Annotated in this window: 14 protein-coding genes; 1 reads left to right on the top strand and 13 read right to left on the bottom strand. The window is 70.8% G+C overall.

The features are described from left to right. Positions 1 to 25: 25 nt before the first annotated feature. The 11 genes from OVA02_RS05695 to OVA02_RS05645 form a co-directional block, all read right to left on the bottom strand. Positions 26 to 1273, bottom strand: coding sequence for a S8 family serine peptidase (locus OVA02_RS05695; RefSeq protein ID WP_267659393.1), 1248 nt, complete (start codon positions 1271 to 1273; stop codon positions 26 to 28). Between the two features lie 5 nt (positions 1274 to 1278). Beyond that, positions 1279 to 1836, bottom strand: a complete 558-nt coding sequence (locus tag OVA02_RS05690; RefSeq protein ID WP_123571598.1) for a DUF501 domain-containing protein — start codon at positions 1834 to 1836, stop codon at positions 1279 to 1281. Then, positions 1833 to 2390, bottom strand: a complete 558-nt coding sequence (locus tag OVA02_RS05685; protein ID WP_056048823.1) for an FtsB family cell division protein — start codon at positions 2388 to 2390, stop codon at positions 1833 to 1835. The genes OVA02_RS05690 and OVA02_RS05685 overlap by 4 nt, the downstream gene beginning before the upstream one ends. 85 nt (positions 2391 to 2475) lie before the next feature. Continuing rightward, a complete protein-coding gene (gene eno / locus OVA02_RS05680; protein WP_267659391.1) occupies positions 2476 to 3756 on the bottom strand; it encodes a phosphopyruvate hydratase in 1281 nt (426 codons plus the stop codon). Positions 3757 to 3858: 102 nt separating this feature from the next. Next, entirely contained in the window at positions 3859 to 5100 is a 1242-nt protein-coding gene (gene hisS / locus OVA02_RS05675) for a histidine--tRNA ligase (RefSeq protein ID WP_159827144.1), read from the bottom strand. A 253-nt stretch (positions 5101 to 5353) separates the two neighbouring features. Beyond that, the gene (locus OVA02_RS05670) at positions 5354 to 5935 is read right to left on the bottom strand and encodes a TetR/AcrR family transcriptional regulator (RefSeq protein WP_056048830.1); all 582 of its coding nucleotides are present in this window, start codon (positions 5933 to 5935) and stop codon (positions 5354 to 5356) included. 425 nt (positions 5936 to 6360) lie between these two features. After that, entirely contained in the window at positions 6361 to 7161 is an 801-nt protein-coding gene (locus tag OVA02_RS05665; protein ID WP_267659390.1) for a MazG nucleotide pyrophosphohydrolase domain-containing protein, read from the bottom strand. A gap of 2 nt (positions 7162 to 7163) precedes the next feature. Then, the gene (mfd, locus tag OVA02_RS05660) at positions 7164 to 10775 is read right to left on the bottom strand and encodes a transcription-repair coupling factor (RefSeq protein ID WP_159827150.1); all 3612 of its coding nucleotides are present in this window, start codon (positions 10773 to 10775) and stop codon (positions 7164 to 7166) included. 153 nt (positions 10776 to 10928) lie between these two features. Continuing rightward, positions 10929 to 11519 (bottom strand): aminoacyl-tRNA hydrolase, encoded by a 591-nt coding sequence (gene pth, locus OVA02_RS05655; RefSeq protein ID WP_123571603.1) that lies wholly within the window; start codon positions 11517 to 11519, stop codon positions 10929 to 10931. A gap of 60 nt (positions 11520 to 11579) precedes the next feature. Then, positions 11580 to 12215, bottom strand: a complete 636-nt coding sequence (locus OVA02_RS05650; RefSeq protein WP_056048841.1) for a 50S ribosomal protein L25/general stress protein Ctc — start codon at positions 12213 to 12215, stop codon at positions 11580 to 11582. Positions 12216 to 12511: 296 nt separating this feature from the next. Further along, complete coding sequence (locus tag OVA02_RS05645; protein ID WP_267659389.1) at positions 12512 to 13054, bottom strand: gluconokinase; 543 nt, start codon at positions 13052 to 13054, stop codon at positions 12512 to 12514. Between the two features lie 201 nt (positions 13055 to 13255). On the opposite strand from OVA02_RS05645, the gene gndA reads away from it, so the two are divergent. After that, positions 13256 to 14659 (top strand): NADP-dependent phosphogluconate dehydrogenase, encoded by a 1404-nt coding sequence (gene gndA, locus OVA02_RS05640; protein ID WP_123571738.1) that lies wholly within the window; start codon positions 13256 to 13258, stop codon positions 14657 to 14659. Positions 14660 to 15390: 731 nt separating this feature from the next. Here the strand turns inward: gndA and OVA02_RS05635 are convergent. Continuing rightward, the gene (locus OVA02_RS05635) at positions 15391 to 16368 is read right to left on the bottom strand and encodes a ribose-phosphate diphosphokinase (protein WP_056048844.1); all 978 of its coding nucleotides are present in this window, start codon (positions 16366 to 16368) and stop codon (positions 15391 to 15393) included. Positions 16369 to 16409: 41 nt separating this feature from the next. Then, on the bottom strand, positions 16410 to 17843 hold the full coding sequence (gene glmU, locus OVA02_RS05630; RefSeq protein WP_056048847.1) for a bifunctional UDP-N-acetylglucosamine diphosphorylase/glucosamine-1-phosphate N-acetyltransferase GlmU: 1434 nt from the start codon (positions 17841 to 17843) through the stop codon (positions 16410 to 16412). Between the last annotated feature and the right edge of the window lie 23 nt (positions 17844 to 17866).

Raw genomic sequence — 17866 nt, 5'->3', positions numbered from 1 at the left:
TGAGATGGGGGTGTCGCAGACGACCTTACCCCGAGCGCCGCGCACGCCTGAACTGGCGGACCGCCCCGACGACGACGAGGACGGCCGCTCCCCCGAAGACCGTGAGGACGATCAACGGGATGCCCGTCGACCTCATGGTCTCGACCGTGGGCAGCAGGACCGCCAACGGCTGACCCGGATCGGTCACCGGTGTCGGCACGGGGGCCTCGACGGTCGGGTTCGTCGCCTGCGCCGACGGCGCCGGCACGTCCGCCCGCCGGTGCACCCGGATCCACTCGGCCAGGTCGCCCATGGGGTTCTCGGCGACCGTCGGCACCGAGGCCGTGACGGCCGCGGCCGCGTCGACGAGACCGTGCCCGTACAGCGGGTCGGGTGTCGTGGCGCCCTTCGGCGTGGCCGTCGCGACGACGCGGTTGATGACGTCGTCGGCGTCGAGCTCGGGATGGGCACTGCGCACGAGGGCGACGATGCCCGCCACGAGGGGCGTGGCACCGCTCGTGCCGCTCCAGCTGTAGTGGACGTCACCGGGACCGACACCCACGAGGTCCTCGCTCGGGGCGGCCACACCGATCGTGATGCCCTGGCTCGACGCGTCGAAGCTCGCCGTGCCCTGGCGATCCACACCGGCGACGGTGAGGACGCCCGGCATGGTCGCGGGCGCGCCGACCTCGGTCGTGCCGCTGCCGCGGTTGCCGGCCGCCGCGACGACGACGACGTCGTGCTGCATGGCGTAGAGGAAGGCGTCGTCCCAGCTGGTCGGCCAGTCGAGCGTGTTGCGGGTCAGGGACATGTTGATGACGTCCGCCCCGGCGTCGACCGCCCAGCGCACCGCCCGGGCGATCTGGTCGTCGGAGTCCACCGCCGACGAGCCGAAGCCCACCGACACCGAGAGCAGGTCGGCCTCGGGCGCGACGCCGATCACGCCGTCGCCGGACCCGGTGCCACGGCCGGCGACCATCGATCCGACCAGCGTGCCGTGGTTCGGGTCGTCGCCGACGGGCGTCTGACCGTCGGCCGAGCCGAGCCCCGACACGTCGGTGCCGCCGACGACGACGCCCTGGAGTTCACGCACCGACGAATCGACGCCGGTGTCGATCACGGCCACGGTCGTCCCCGCCCCCCGTGTGGTCTGCCACGCCCGCTGGATGCCGTAGTCGGCGAGCCAGTACTCGGCATCGCGGACCTGGTCGGCCGATGCGGCCGACGCCGGCACGACGGCAGCGACGAGGGCCCCCAGCACGATCGCCACCACGAACCCCCCGGAACGGCGCACGCGCGTCAGGCTCCCCCACCGATCTCGGGCGAGGCGGCGGCCTGCTGGTCGTCGGCCAGGAAGTCGGGGCACCGGCACACGTCGGGACTCCACGACGCCCGCTCGAGGGCGAGGTCGCCGAAGGGGTTGACCCCCGGCCCGGCCGCCAGCGAGTGACCGACGAGGGCGTGCAGGCACTTGACCCGCTCGGGCATGCCACCCGCCGTGACGTGGTCGATCTCGTCCACGTGCTGGATGCCCTCGCGGTCGGCCAGGTACGCCTCGTGCGCGGCGTGGTATCGGCTTCGCAACTCGGGGTCGGACTCGAGGAGCTCGGTGAACTCGGCCATCACCCCGGTGGCCTCGAGGGTCGACACGGCAGCCGTGGCACCGGGGTGGCACAAGTAGTAGAGCGTGGGGAAGGGCGTGCCGTCGGTCAGCCGCGGTTTCGTCGCCACGACGGTGGGTGCGCCGCAGACGCAGCGCGCGGCGATGCCGATGACGTCGCGCGCGGGCCGCCCGAGCTGGGCGGTCACGACACGGACGTCGTGGTCGGTCACGGGGTCGAAGGGGGGCGTGGTCACGGCGTGCCACCTGTCTGCTCGGAGGTCGGGGCGGGCACCTGGCTGCCGCTGATGTCGGGGGCGACGAGTTCGGTCGCGGGCTCGTCGCTCAGCCCGGCGTCGAGCACCGAGGCCGTCATCGCCGCCACCCAGTCGACCTGGGGCGTCTGGAGCGAGTCGCTGATCGTCGTGCCGGTGCCGGGAGCCGTGCCGGGCGCCTGGGCCGCGTCGTCGCCCATCACGAGGTAGCTGTACTCACCCGGGTAGACGTAGAGCAGGCGGTCGCGTGCCTGGGCCTCGATGTACGCCGGATCGCTCCATCGCGCGACGTCTTCTTTCAACTCGTCGACGGACTGCTCTTGCTGCCGGACGTCGTCCTGGAGGGCCGCGATCTGCTGCTGCTGCTGCACCAGGGTGCGCAGCGAGGGCGCGAGGATGACGACGAACATTACCAGGATGACCAGCATGAGCACGCTGAACCCCGAGAACCGGATCGACCGCAGCCAGTGGCCCGTCGGCGTCTCGCCGGTCGGCAGGGTCACCGGCACACGGCGGTTCGCGGTCTCACGGGGCATGGGACGAGCCTAAAGGACGTCTCTGGGGAACGACGGAGGCCCGCCCCGCACGAGCAGGACGGGCCCCGAGGAGGCGCGGGTCGCGTCAGGCGGAGAAGCGCGGGAAAGCGCTGTACCCGGCGTAGACCGCGGCGTCGCCGAGCTCTTCCTCGATGCGGAGGAGCTGGTTGTACTTCGCCACGCGCTCGCTGCGGGCGGGGGCACCGGTCTTGATCTGGCCGGCGTCGGTCGCGACGGCGAGGTCGGCGATCGTGGTGTCCTCGGTCTCACCCGAACGGTGCGAGAGGACCGTCGTGTAGCCGCTGCGCTGGGCGAGCGCGACGGCGTCGAGCGATTCGGTCAGCGTGCCGATCTGGTTGACCTTCACGAGGATCGAGTTGGCAGCGCCGGCCTTGATGCCCTTGGCGAGTCGCTCGGGGTTCGTGACGAACAGGTCGTCGCCGACGATCTGCGTCTTCGAGCCGATCTCGCTCGTCAGGTGGGCCCAGCCCTCCCAGTCGTCCTCGTCGAGCGGGTCCTCGATGGTGACGAGGGGGTACGACGCGACGAGGTCGGCGTAGTAGTTCGCGAGGAAGGTGGAGTCGCGCTTCTCGCCCTCGAAGGTGTAGCTGCCGTCCGCGTAGAACTCGCTCGAGGCCACGTCGAGACCCAGGGCGAGGTCCTTGCCCGGGGTGAAGCCGGCCTTGGTGATGGCCTCGACGAGCAGGTCGAGCGCGGCGCGGTTGCTGTCGAGGTTCGGCGCGAAGCCACCCTCGTCGCCCAGACCGGTCGAGAGGCCCTTGGCCTTGAGCTCGCTCTTCAGGGCGTGGTACGTCTCGGCACCCCACTGCAGCGCCTCGGCGAACGAGGACGCGCCGACCGGCAGGATCATGAACTCCTGGATTTCGACGTTGCTGTCGGCGTGCGAACCGCCGTTGATGACGTTGAGCATGGGGACGGGCAGCGTGTGCGCGTTCGGCCCACCGAGGTAGCGGAAGAGGGGCAGGTCGGCCGAGTCGGCCGCCGCCCGGGCCACGGCCAGCGAGACGCCGAGGATGGCGTTCGCGCCGAGACGCTTCTTGTTGTCGGTGCCGTCGAGTTCGATCATGGCCTGGTCGATCAGGCGCTGGTCGGTGGCGTCGAGCCCCTCGACCTCGGGGCCGATCTCGTCGATCACGGCGGCGACGGCCTTGAGCACGCCCTTGCCGAGGTAACGGCTCTTGTCGCCGTCACGCAGCTCGTAGGCCTCGAAGGCCCCGGTCGATGCACCCGAGGGGACGGCCGCACGCGACACCGTGCCGTCCTCGAGCAAGACCTCGACCTCGACGGTGGGGTTGCCCCGCGAGTCGAGGATTTCGCGGGCGCCTACGGCGTCGATTGCTGCCACTGGAGAGCTCCTTAGTAGTCGTTCGTCTGGGGACGCGAGGTCCGCGGCCCAGCTTAGCCGCGCCTCCTGCCCTGGTTCGTGGCGAGGAGCCGTCGGCGACGGTCAGCCGATCGTGCGGACCTCGAGGTCGGCGGCCGACTCGCCCCCGCGCACGGTGACGAAGCGGCCGAACCCCGCCGCGGCCAGCCCGTCGAGCTGGTTGGTGAAGTTCTTGGCCTTCTTCTCGAGGCGCACGCGCCGTTCGCCGCCCGCCAGCAACGCGCGCTGCAGGGCGAGCAGCTCGACCGGTTCGACCTTCTTGTCGTAGACCACCGCGAGCCCCTCGTCGCCGTCGGCCTCGAGGGTCACGAGGTCGACGAGGCGTTCGAAGCCGAGGGAGAAACCGGCCGCGGGCACGTCGCTGCCGAGGAAGCGTCCGATCATGCCGTCGTAGCGACCGCCGCCGCCGAGCGAATAGGGCACGTCCGGGTGGGCGATCTCGAAGATCGTGCCCGTGTAGTACCCCATGCCGCGGACCAGGGTCGGATCGAACTCGAGGGTGGAGCCCGGCAGCGCCTCGCGCAGCGCGACGAGGTCGGCGAACGCCGCACGGTCGAGCCACGGGACGTCCGTGGCCTCACCGGTGGCCCAGGAGGCGCCGGCCAGCTGGGTGAGCGCCTCGCCGAGACCCGGCGTGGTGACGCCGAGGTCGGCGAGTTCGGCGACGACGCCGTCGACGCCGATCTTGTCGAGTTTGTCGACGACGATCAGCGCCTGGTCGGTCAGCGCCTCGGGTACCGCCCAGTGGGCGAGCATCGCCAGCAGAATGCGGCGGTCGTTCACGCGGATCGTCGTGCCGGTGAGGCCGAGGGCGTCGAGCACGGCGGTCGTGGCCTGGATCAGTTCGATCTCGGCCAGCGGCCCGGCCTCTCCCAGGACGTCGATGTCGCACTGGACGAACTGGCGGTAGCGGCCCTTCTGCGGACGCTCGGCCCGCCACACCGGGGCGATCTGCACGGAGCGGAAGACCGTCGGCAGCTCGGCTCGGTGCGACGCGTAGAAGCGCGCGAGCGGCACCGTCAGGTCGAAGCGGAGTCCGAGGTCGGCGAGTCCGAGCACGCTCTCGGCCGACCGCAGATCGTCGAGGTCGAGGCCCCGCCGGAGGACGGCGAAGACCTGCTTCTCGTTGTCGCCCCCGAGCCCGGAATGGAGGCGCGAGCTCTCTTCGACCACGGGCGTCTCGATCTCGTCGAAGCCGTAGGAGCGGTAGACGCCTCGGATGACCGAGAGCACGCCCTCGCGGCGCCTCTTGTCGGCGGGCAGGTGGTCGCGCATGCCGCGCGGCGGGTTGACGGGGGTCGGCATGAGGACATCATCCCAGAGACGCCGCACCCCTGACGTCGGTACCGACTTGCAGGCATGTCACATTCTACGTTATGGTTTTCTCGGGTGGTCGGCGCGAATCGGGTTGCGTGTCGGTCACACCACTCGGCCCTCCCTTCCCTGCGGTGAGGGCCCTGGCCGGGCCGGGCGCTGAGCGCTCGGCCCGGTTCAGCCCGACCCGACGCCCGCCGACACCATCAGGTTCCACCCACCCCGAGGCCGACGGCGAGCAGGGTCAGTGCTGAGGAACGCGCGAGACGAGGGTCTCGACGGCATGTTTGTACGCTGCGGACGCACGACGTCCGTCCCCCGAGACGATGGCGTCGTACTGCAGGCCGAACAACGCATCGACGAAGACCCGCGCCGCGACCTTGGCCTCGGCCGGCGCGACCCCGTTCGCCGAGACCCAGCCCGCCACGTGGTCGACCCATCGCCCGACCGCCCCGCGGGCCGTGCCGCCGACCTCGCCCGCCACGGTCTCGAGCAGGGCCGCCTCGAGCTCGAGGCGGTGCAGGTCCCGGCCCCGCTCGGTGGTGACCTCGTGCCAGACCTTGGCCAGGTGCTTGCCGAAGGCCTCGCGGTCGAGCTCGGAGACCGCGACCGACAGCAAGGCGTCGTTGCGGGCGACGACCGCGCGGACGATCTCGGCGATGAGCTCCGCCCGGTTGCCGAAGTGGTAGACGAAGACGTACGTGCTGACCCCCAGGGCCTCGGCCAGGGTGCGGAACGACACGGTGGCGAGGGAGCGACCCCGGAGGTGCTCGAGGATCTGGCCGAGGAGCTCGGGCTTGCGGGTGGGATCAGGCTTGCGAGGCATGGTGCCGCTCCTTCGTGCCGACGAGTCGTACTCGCCCTGCGCGGTCGCCGTCGTCGTAGTGGACCATAACAGACGTCTGTCGTGGCCGACCGGTCGGTCGACCGGCACCCGTGAGGCCCCCGAGCACCCCGGGCGGGACGCCGAGTGGACCGACATGTCGGCTTTTGACATGTCAACACACATCCTCTACATTGAGGACACCACTCGGACCCCACCGGGTCGCTGCCCCTCGGGCCGACCCTCTGGTGGACGAGCGCCGGCCTCGCCGCTCATTCGGGTTGAGCGGGCGACGCCGAGGTGCCCCCTCATTCGGGTTGAGGGGGCACCTGCTCGACGGGACGGCCCTCGATCGTGCCGCCTTCGGCCTGGGTGCCCCCGGGTTGCCCGCCTTCGGGCTGCTCGTCTTCCGCCTGGCCGCCCTCGAGCTACCCGCCTTCGGCCGGTTCGGCCTCGTCTCGCCGCAGGAGAATCTCGCGCTCGCGCACGGCGGCCCGGAGCGCGCGCTCGGCATCGATGCCCCGGTCGGTGGCCTCGTCGACCTGCGCGAGCAATGCTCGGCCCCACGCGAGTTCGCGCGACTCGGCCCGGGCGTCCGTCGCCACCGTGCCCGTCACCTCCGTGCCCGTCACCTCCGTGCCCGTCACCTCCGTGCCCGACGTCGTGGTCGGTGCCCGATCGGGCTCGGGGCGGACGCCACCTGCGGCAGCCCGTCGCGCATCGAGCTTCTGGGCGCGGGCGAGAGCGGGCTGCCCGACGGGGACGCCGTCGTAGGCACTCGTCCGCTGCGACTTCTCGTCGGCCTTCGCCGCCGACCAGAGTCGGACGATCTCGTCGACGTCGTCGGCACGGTCTGCCCCGAACACGTGGGGGTGACGCCGCACGGTCTTCTCGGCGACGTCACGCACGACGTCGGCGAGGTCGAACGACCCCGAGGAGGCGCGGGCGGCCAGGGCGCCGTGCAGGACCACCTGGTACAGCACGTCCCCGAGCTCTTCCCGGACGTCGTCCGAGGTGCCGTCCTCGATCGCCTCGACGAGCTCGTAGGTCTCTTCGACGAGGTAGGTCATCAGGGACCGTGGGGTCTGCGCACGGTTCCAGGCGCAGCCGCCCTCGTCGGCGAGGAGGGCGTCGACCACGCGGACGAGCTCGTCGAGCCGAGCGCCCGCCCCGGGTTCGGAGGCGCCCCGCGCCTCCTCGTCGTGGGCTCCGTCCGGGCGACCCGACACGGTCAGCTCGCCGCGGCCGTGTCGGTCGCCGGACGCGCGACCGGGGCCGCGTAGATCGCCGACAGCAGCTGCTCGACCCAGACGATCAACTCGTCGTCGCTCGGTGCCTGCCCGTGGGCTCGCGGCAGGGGCACGCTGACGGCGTTCGTCTGCGCGAACCACCGCGCACCCGGGTACATCCGCTGCAGACGGACCTGCATGCTGTCGGGCAGGTCGACGCCCGAGACCCGCAGGTTGCTGCCCATGACCACGACCTCGCTGAGGCCTGCCTTCTGGGCCGCCCGACGCAGGCGGGAGACCTCGATCAGCGCCAGCACGGGTGCCGGGGGCTCACCGTAACGGTCGGTGAGTTCGTCGAGCACCGAGTCGATCTGGTCGTCGGTGGAGGTGGGCGAGCTGGCTGTCGAGAGCTTCTGGTAGGCCTCGAGGCGCAGCCGCTCGCTCTCGACGTACTCTTCGGGGACGTGGGCGTCGACCGGGAGTTCGAGCCGGAGTTCGGTCTGCCCCTCGGCGACGTCCCCGCGGAAGGAACTGACGGCCTCACCGATCATGCGGAGGTAGAGGTCGAAACCGACCCCGGCGATGTGCCCCGACTGCTCTCCGCCGAGCAGGTTGCCGGCCCCACGGATCTCGAGGTCTTTCAAGGCGACCTGCATGCCCGCACCGAGCTCGTTGTTGGCGGCGATCGTCTCGAGCCGGTCTTGTGCGGTCTCGCTGAGCGGCTTGTCGGCGTCGTAGAGGAAGTACGCGTAGCCTCGCTCCCGGCCTCGACCCACCCGCCCACGCAGCTGGTGCAGCTGGCTCAGACCGTACTTGTCGGCCCGGTCGATGATCAACGTGTTGGCGTTGGCGATGTCGAGACCGGTCTCGATGATGGTGGTCGACACGAGGACGTCGAACTTGCGCTCCCAGAAATCGACCATCACCTGCTCGAGCGTCGACTCGGCCATCTGGCCGTGGGCGACGGCGACGCGGGCCTCGGGCACGAGCTCGGCGATCTGCGCCGCGATGCGGTTGATGCTCGACACGCGGTTGTGCACGTAGAACACCTGGCCCTCGCGCAGCAGCTCGCGCCGGATCGCGGCGGCTTTCTGCCGGTCGCTCTCGGGGCCCACGAAGGTGAGGATCGGGTGGCGGTCCTCGGGCGGGGTGGCCAGGGTCGACATCTCGCGGATGCCCGTGACGGCCATCTCGAGCGACCGCGGGATCGGGGTCGCCGACATGGCCAGGATGTCGACGTTGGTCTTGAGCTTCTTCAGGGCGTCCTTGTGTTCGACGCCGAAACGCTGCTCTTCGTCGATGATGACGAGGCCGACGTCCTTGTACGAGATGCCCTCGCTCAACAGTCGATGAGTACCGATGACCATGTCGACGGTGCCGTCGCCGAGCCCGGCGATCGTCTCCTTGGACTCTTTCGCCGACTGGAACCGGCTGAGGCTCCGGAGGTGCACGGGGAACCCGGCGAAGCGATCGCTGAAGGTGTCGAAGTGCTGTTTCACGAGCAGGGTCGTCGGGACGAGCATGACGACCTGCTTGCCGTCCTGGATGGCCTTGAACGCCGCTCGGACGGCGACCTCGGTCTTGCCGTAGCCGACGTCGCCCGAGAGCAGGCGGTCCATCGGGATCGGGCGCTCCATGTCGGCCTTGATCTCGTCGATGGTCGTGAGCTGGTCGGGGGTCTCGGCGAACGGGAACGCCTCTTCGAGCTCGCGCTGCCACGGGGTGTCGGGCGGGAACGCGTGGCCCTTGCTCGCCATGCGGGCCGAGTAGAGCTTGACCAACTCGACCGCGATGTCGCGGACGGCCTTGCGCGCCTTGCCCTTGGCGGCCGCCCAGTCCCCGCCGCCCATCTTGCTGAGCGTCGGGGCCTCGCCACCCACGTAGCGGCTGAGCAGGTCGAGCTGATCGGTCGGGACGTAGAGCTTGTCGCCGGGGTAACCGCGCTTCGAGGGCGCGTACTCGAGCACGAGGTACTCGCGAGAGTGCTTGACGGCGTTCTTGCCACCGCTCGACACCTCGCGGCTGGTGAGCTCGAGGAACTTGCCGATGCCGTGGGTCGAGTGCACGACGACGTCGCCCGGCTTGAGCTGGAGGGGATCGACGACGTTCTTGCGTCGGGTCGCGAGCTTCTTGACCTGCCGCGAGTCGTAGTTGGCCGAACGGCCGTAGAAGTCGGACTCGCCGAGGACGGCGATCTTGGACTCCATCAGTTCGAAACCGGCCTCGACACCACCGGCCACGAGGTGGACGACGCCGGGTTCGAGGGTCTCGGGCAGGCTCTCCTCGAGGCGGGCGGCGACCTCGCGCTCGGCGAGGACGTCTCGGGCCCGCTCGACGAGCCCCGTGCCGCGGGCCGTGACGACGACGGACCAGCCGTCGCGCACGCGCTCGACGACGTGCTCGAGCGCCCCCTCGGCGTGTCCGCTGAAACTCGGGACGACGGCCGCGTCCACGCGGACGTAGTCGCCGGCCGCCGCGACCGCCTCGTCGTCGGACAGGACCTCGCCCGAGTCGAAGCCGCTCATCGTGAACCAGGACCGGTCGCCCGCTGCGTCACGCAGGTCGCGGAGGCTGAGGAAGTCGCCCGAGTCGAGGTCGATGGGTGCCTCGGCACCGGCCGTCGCGGCGTTCCAGGCGGCCGACAGGAACTCGCGGTTCGTCTCGGCCAGGCTCTGGGCGCGCGACACGACCCGCTCGGGTGAGAGGACGACGATGGAGGCGCCGGCCGGCAGGTAGTGCGTCACCGGCACCAGCCGGTGCACGAGCGCGGGTGCCAGGCTCTCCATGCCCTCGACCGGGATGCCCTCGGCGATCTTCGCGAGCATCTGCGAGAGGCTGGGGAACTCGTGCTGCATCTCGCGAGCCCGTTGACGGACCGCCTCGGTGAGCAGCATCTCGCGACTCGGCGGCAGCTCGACCGACGTGACCTCGCCGTCCAGGCTTCGCTGGTCGGCCACGGAGAACCGACGGATCTGGTCGACCTCGTCGCCGAAGAAGTCGACGCGCACCGGGTGTTCGGCCGTGGGCGGGAACACGTCGAGGATGCCGCCGCGGACGGCGAACTCGCCACGGCGGGTGACCATGTCGACCCGGGCGTACGCCAGGTCGACGAGATGGACGGCGATGCCCGAGAGGTCGTGGCCGCGCTCGCCCACGGTGAGCCGCACGGGGTCGAGCTCGACGAGGTTGTCGCTGAGCGGCTGGAGGGCGGCGCGCACACCGGCGACGACGACGATGGGGCGGACGGAACCCGGCGCCTCGGCAGCTTCCTGCCGCCAGGTGGCGAGACGCCGCAGGGCGTGGATCCGCTTGCCGACCGTCTCGGCGCTGGGGCTGAGACGTTCGTGGGGCAGGGTCTCCCACGCGGGGAACTCGATGACCTCGGCCTCGGGCAGGTAGCTGGTGAGCGACCCCCGCACCGCCTCGGACTCCCGACCCGTGGCCGTGACGACCAGCATCGCCTGCGGACCCTCGCGACGGTCGAGCAGACCGGCCAGCAGGGGAACGCGGAGGCCGTCGACGACGGAGAAATCGGTGCTGCGTGCGGCCCGGTCGAGGGCGGCAGAGAACGTGGAGGCGCGCGAGAGCGCCTGGATCAAGCCCGCGAGTATCACCCGGACGATGTTACGCGGCACCAACGACACCGCGGTCGGGGTTCGCTGTCGGCGACACCGGGAGGCGCCCGGAGGTCGGTCACCGGCGGGACGGACCCGCTCGTCGCGGTCCGCGACTCGACCACGTCCGTGGTCGGCCGGGCTCCGGACGCGTCAGCTCTTCGCGGTGTGGAACTTCAGCTGCGCCGCGGTGAGCCCGTCGGTGGCGATCATCTCGACCGCGTCGGCCGCGTCGGCGACCAGGAACGGAAGTTCTTTGCGTTCCGTGGAGGAGAAGTCCTTGAGGACGAAGTCGGCGGCTGGCTGCCTGCCGGGCGGACGGCCGATGCCGACCCGAACCCGGGTGAACTCGTTCGACCCCGTGGCGGCGATGATGTCGCGGATGCCGTTGTGGCCGCCGTGGCCGCCACCGTGCTTCAGCCGGACGACGTCGAAGTCGATGTCGAGCTCGTCGTGGACGACGATGAGGCGCGACACGTCGAGGTCGTAGTACTTCAACAGTGCCTGCGTCGGCCCGCCCGAGACGTTCATGAAGGTCGCGGGCCTGGCCAACACGAAGCGAGGGCCGCCGGGAGCGGTGCGCCCCTCGGCGACCGTCGCGTTCGTGCGGTGGTTCTTGAACCCGGTGGAGAGTCGGTCGGCCAGTTCGGCCAGGACCATCTGCCCCACGTTGTGCCTGTTGCCGGCGTAGCCGGGCCCGGGGTTGCCGAGCCCGACCACGAGCCACTGGTCGTCGAGTGCCATCGTCGTGGTCGTCGTTCTCTCAGTGGGTCTGCGCCGGCAGGGTGTTCGAGCTGCGTCGTGTTACTCGGAGCGCTCTTCGTCCTCGATGGACTCGACGTCGCCCTCGGCCTCGGCGGCCTCGCCGTCCTCGTCGGAGACCGCGTCGGTCGTCAGGTCGAGCTGGGGCACCGAGACGGCGAGCACGAGGGTCTCGGGCTCGCTGACCAGGGTCGCGCCCTTGGGCAGCACGAGGTCGGCGGCCGAGATCTGGGCGCCCTCTTCGAGGCCCTCGATCGAGACGACGACGTTCTGCGGGATGTGCGTGGCCTCGACCTCGAGCTCGACGGCGTTGAGCTCGACGACGTGGATCGTGCCGGGAGCCGACTCGCCCTCGACGTGCACGGGCACCTCGACGGTGACCTTCTCGCCCTGGCGGACGACGATGAGGTCGATGTGCTCGATGGTCTGCTTGACCGGGTCGCGCTGGATGTCCTTGACGAGGGCGAGCTGGTTCGTGCCCTCGATGTCGAGCGTGATGACGGCGTTGGCACGACGCGTGATCAGCATGGTCTCGTGACCGGGCAGCGTGACGTGCTGGGGGTCGGTGCCGTGGCCGTAGATGACCGCGGGGATCTGGTCCTTGGCACGGATCTTGCGGGCCGCGCCCTTGCCGAAGCTGGTGCGCACGAGGGCGCTGAGGTTGTTCTGGTCGGACATGTCGTCTCCTTGCAGGGGCCGTGACGGCCCGGGGGTGTGTGGTCGGTGTCAACTCGAACGCGAATCGCGTGAGGAAGGACCCGCAACCCGAGGGGTGCCGCCCGAGGGACGATCACCGCTGCACGAGTGGTGCGTGAGCACCGAGCGCCTGCCTACCGCGTCGATCACGGGTGCCGGAGCACCCCTCGCCGAGGTTCAGCTACCAAGGCTACACGTCGGCCGGGCGTGTCGCCAACCCGCGCCTCCTCGGCTCGTCCGTCCGCGAGGGCGCCCCCTCAGCGCCCGAGTCGGGCTCGTCAGTGCTCGAGCTCACCTCGTCGCACGGCCCCGAGGTGGGCCGTCACGGCCGCCACGACGTCGTCGGGACCGGGCTCCACGTCGACCTCGAAACCAGCCTCGTCGTCGGTCAGCGGCTCGAGGGTGGCGAACTGCGACTCCATCAGGCCGGCCGGCATGAAGTGCCCCTTGCGCTCGCGCTGACGTCGGGCGACGAGGTCCCGCACGCCGGTCAGGTGCACGAACCGGAGGCGCGGGTCGCCCTCCCGCAGGACGTCGCGGTACGCCTTCTTCAGGGACGAGCAGGCGACGACCACCGAGGCGTCGCCCGCCGCGGCGATGCGGTCGGCGACGATGCGGAGCCACGGCCACCGGTCGTCGTCGTCGAGCGGCTGCCCGGCGGCCATCTTGAGCCGGTTGGCCTCGGGGTGCAGGTCGTCGGCGTCGACGAACGGGACGCCGAGGGTCTCAGCCAACAGCTCGCCCACGGTCGACTTGCCCGATCCGGAGACCCCCATCACGACGACGGGCGGGAAGGGAGCGGGGTGGGGCTGGTCGGTCACGGACGGCCTTCGATCGGGGAAACGGTTGCGTCAACCCTAGGCGAGCCGCCGTGGAGGGGTACGGACGGAGCCTGTCGGACGCTCGGCACCGAGGCATAGTCTGCGAACACCACCGACCGAGAAGGAGGCACCGTGACCGAACACGGAGCAGCATCGCAGTCCACCGCCCAGGCGAACATCGGAGTCGTCGGCCTGGCCGTCATGGGCTCGAACCTGGCGCGCAACCTGGCCAGTCGCGAGGGCAACACGGTCGCCGTCTACAACCGCTCCCCCGAGCGCACCGACACCCTCATGGACGAGCACGGTGACGCCGGATTCATCGCCTCGAAGTCGATCGAGGACTTCGCCGCATCCCTGCAGAAGCCGCGGACCGCGATCGTCATGGTGCAGGCCGGCCGCGGCACCGACGCCGTCATCAGCCAGCTCGCCGACGTGTTCGACGAGGGCGACATCATCGTCGACGGCGGCAACGCGAACTTCCAGGACACCCGCCGACGAGAGGCCGCCCTCAAGGAGCGCGGACTGAACTTCGTGGGCGCCGGCATCTCGGGCGGCGAGGAAGGCGCCCTGAAGGGGCCGTCCATCATGCCCGGCGGCTCGAAGGAGGCCTACGAGACGCTCGGCCCGATCCTGGCGTCGATCGCGGCGGTGGCCGAGGGCGAGCCCTGCGTCACGCACGTCGGGGCCGACGGCGCGGGCCACTTCGTCAAGATGATCCACAACGGCATCGAATACGCCGACATGCAGCTCATCGCCGAGTCGTACGACCTGCTGCGCCGGGTGGGCGGCCACGAGCCCGCCGCCATCGCCTCGGTCTTCGAGGAGTGGAACACGGGCGAGCTCGAGTCGTACCTGATCGAGATCACGGCCGAGGTGCTCCGCCAGACGGACGCCAAGACGGGCGGCCCGCTCGTCGACTCGATCGTCGACCAGGCCGGCTCCAAGGGCACGGGCGTCTGGACCGTGCAGAACAGCGTCGGGTTGGGCGTGCCGGTCGGTGGGATCGCCGAGGCCGTCTTCGCCCGCGCCGTGTCGTCGAAGCCCGCCCAGCGCTCGGCCGTGCAGAAGACCCTGCAGGGACGGCCCGAGATCCAGGAGGCCGGCGACGGCTTCGAGGACGACGTGCAGAAGGCGCTCTACGCCTCGAAGATCGTCGCCTACGCCCAGGGCTTCGACGCCATCATCGCCGGTGCCGACGAGTACGACTGGGACATCGACAAGGGCGCCATCGCCAAGATCTGGCGCGGCGGCTGCATCATCCGGGCACAGTTCCTCAACCGCATCGTCGACGCCTACGAGAAGGACGCGTCGATCGCGACCCTGCTCGAGGACGACTACTTCGCCGCGGCCGTCCGGGACGGCGAAGAGGCCTGGCGCCGCATCGTGGCCAAGGCCGCCCTCTCGGGCATCCCCGTGCCCGGGTTCGCCTCGGCCCTGTCGTACTACGACTCGCTCGCGTCCGAACGCCTGCCCGCCTCCCTCATCCAGGGACAGCGGGACTTCTTCGGGGCACACACCTATCAGCGCGTCGACGAGGAGGGCACGTTCCACACCCTCTGGTCGGGCGACCGGTCCGAGATCGAGACGGAGCCGTCGACCCACTGACGGGTGCGGGGGCGCTCACCGCGCCTCCTGCGTCCTGACGGGCGTGCCCGTCGATGCGGTGCCGCTGCGGCGGGCGGCATCAGGCACGCCCGTTCGTCGTTCCGCCGCAGCGGATCTCGGAGCTTCCGACGTCGACGTAGACAACTCAGGAGAACGGCCGCCGAATCGGCCCTCTCGAGGCGCGGCGCAGCCGAACTCCTGAGTTGTCGACTTCGCACGGGCAGGTCGAGGGCCAGGCGGGCCGCTCGGGCCGCCGTGGCCTGCCGGTCCCGTGACCCAGGCGGCACGGGCCGGGCGGCCGGGCGGGCGGGCGGGCGGGCGGGTCGAGCAGATCCACGTCGGCAGGTCAGGAGAACGACCGCCGAAACGGCGGGCAGGAGGCGCAGCACAGCCGAACTCCGGAGTTGCCGACATCGGACGAGCAAGCCGGGCCGGTCGGGGCCGAGCGGCCCGGTGGGGGCGAGCAGGTCCACGTCGGCAAGTCAGGAGAACGACCGCCGAAACGGCCCGCAGGAGGCGCGGCGCAGCCGGACTCCGGAGTTGCCGACATCGGACGAGCAAGCCGGGCCGGTCGGGGCCAGGCGAGCCGAGCGGTCGGAGCCAGGCGAGCCGAGCGGTCGGAGCCAGGCGAGCCGGGCGGTCGGAGAGCCAGGCGAGCCGGGCGGTCGGGGCCAGGCGGGTCGGGCCGGTCGACTCCGTGCGCCGAGGCGACGGGAGGTGTCGGGCGGGGGCTACGCGGCGCCGTCGAACATCGAGGTGACCGAGCCGTTGTCGAAGACCTCGTGGATGGCCCGGGCGATCAGCGGGGCGATGGGCAGGATCTCGAGCTTGTCGAACTTCTGGTGCTCGGTGAGCGGCAGGGTGTCGGTGACGACGACCGAGTCGATGAACTCGCTGTTGAGGATCTCGGGGGCGGGGTCGCTGAAGACCGCGTGGGTCGCGGCGACCACGACGCCGATCGCGCCGTTGGCCTTGAGCGCCTCGGCGGCCTTGACGATGGTGCGACCGGTGTCGATCAGGTCGTCGACCAGCAGGCACACGCGACCCGAGACGTCGCCGACGATCTCGTGGACGGTGACCTGGTTCGGCACCAACGGGTCACGGCGCTTGTGGATGATCGCGAGGGGGGCGTCGAGCTTCTCGCTCCAGATGTCGGCGACGCGAACGCGGCCCATGTCGGGCGAGACCACCGTCAGGGTGGTGTTGTCGAGCTTGGCGCGGAAGTGCTCGAGCAGCACGGGCATGGCGAAGAGGTGGTCGACCGGGCCGTCGAAGAAGCCCTGGATCTGCGGGGCGTGCAGGTCGACGCTCATGATGCGGTGCGCTCCGGCCGCCTTGAAGAGGTCGGCGACGAGCCGGGCGGAGATCGGCTCGCGACCCCGGCCCTTCTTGTCTTGCCGGGCGTACGGGTAGAACGGCGCCACGACGGTGATGCGCTTCGCCGAGGCCCGCTTCAGGGCGTCGACCATGATCAGCTGTTCCATCAGCCACTCGTTGATCGGCGCCGAGTGGGACTGGATGACGAAGGCGTCCGAGCCACGGACGCTCTCGTCGAAGCGGGCGTAGAGCTCGCCGTTGGCGAAGGTGCGGGCGTCGGTCGGGATCAGCTCGCTGCCGAGCTCGGCGGCGATCTGGTTGGCCAGTTCGGGGTGCGCACGCCCCGAGATCAGAACGAGTCGGTTCTCGCCGGTGATCTTGATTCCGGACACGTCACTCGCTCTCCGGCCCCGAGGGGCCAACCCGACCGGGTTCAGTCGGTCGTTCGTTCGGCGCGAGCGGCGGCCTCGGCAGCCGCCGAGCCGGGGCGGTTCGCCTCGACCCATCCGCTCGCATTGCGCTGTGGAGCGATGCTCAAGGCCAGGGCACCGGCCGGCACGTCTTTGCGGACGATCGTTCCGGCGCCTGTGTACGCTCCGTCGCCAATCCTAACGGGGGCGACGAAGACGTTGTGCGACCCGGTGCGGACGTGCGACCCGACCTCGGTGCGGTGCTTGTCCACGCCGTCGTAGTTGGCCGTGATGGTGCCGGCGCCGATGTTCGACCCCTCGCCCACCTCGGTGTCGCCCACGTAGCTGAGGTGCGGCACCTTCGACCCGGCGCCGATCTGCACGTTCTTGGTCTCGACGAAGGTGCCGATCTTGCCGTCGGCGGACAGGAGCGTGTTGGGACGCAGGTACGCGAACGGCCCGACGGAGGCGCGGGCACCGATGACGGCGAGCGTCGCGTCCGTGCGCTTGACGGTCGCCCCCTCGCCCACCTCGGTGTCGACGAGGGTGGTGTCGGGGCCGACGACCGCGCCCGGGGCGATGTAGGTCGCGCCGCGGAGCTGGGTGCCCGGCAGCAGTTCGACGTCGGGGCTGAGGGAGACGTCGCGGTCGATCCAGGTGGTCTGCGGGTCGACGATCGAGACGCCTTCGCGCTGCCAGTGCTCGACGATGCGGTCGTTCAGCCGACGGGCCGCGGCGGCGAGCTGCACGCGGTCGTTGATGCCCTCGAGGCGCCACGTCTCGTCGATCGCCCGTGCGGCGACGACCTCGCCGGCACCGGTGAGCAGGCCGACCATGTCGGTGACGTACTTCTCGTTCTGCGCGTTGGCCGACCCGATGCGGGGCAGGTGGGTGCGCAGGGCGGCGACGGTGAAGACGTAGGTGCCCGAGTTGATCTCGCGCACGGCCCGCTCGTCGTCGGTGGCGTCCTTGTGCTCGACGATGCGGTCGACGTCGCCCGACTCGCGGCGGACGACCCGCCCGTAGCCGGTGGCGTCGGGCAGCACGGCACTCAGCAGCGTCGCCGAGGCGGAGGCGGCACGGTGCTGGTCGAGCAGGGCGGTGAGCGTCGCGTGGTCGAGGAAGGGCACGTCGGCGCTGACGACCACGACGTCGCCGGTGAACTCGGCGGGCAGCGCCTCCACCGCTTGTTCGACGGCTCGACCGGTGCCGGGCACGTCGTCCTGATCGACGACGAGCGCGTGCGGGGCGGTGTCGAGCACGCTCGCGACGACCAGGTCGCGCTCGTGCCGCACCACGGCGACGAGGTGGTCGGGCCGGAGCGCGCCGGCGCTCTCGAGCACGTGCTGGATCAGCGGCAGCCCCGCCAGGCGGTGCAGGACCTTCGGGGTCGAGGACTTCATGCGGGTGCCCTGCCCTGCGGCGAGGACGACGACGGCGAGCTGACGTTCGGGCATGGTGCTCCTTGGTGAGGGGTGGC

Origin of the sequence: Frigoribacterium sp. SL97 (genome assembly GCF_026625765.1) — a bacterium.
Lineage (GTDB): Bacteria > Actinomycetota > Actinomycetes > Actinomycetales > Microbacteriaceae > Frigoribacterium.
Note: the sequence above shows the minus strand (reverse complement) of the source record. Positions and strands in the feature narration are given on the sequence as shown.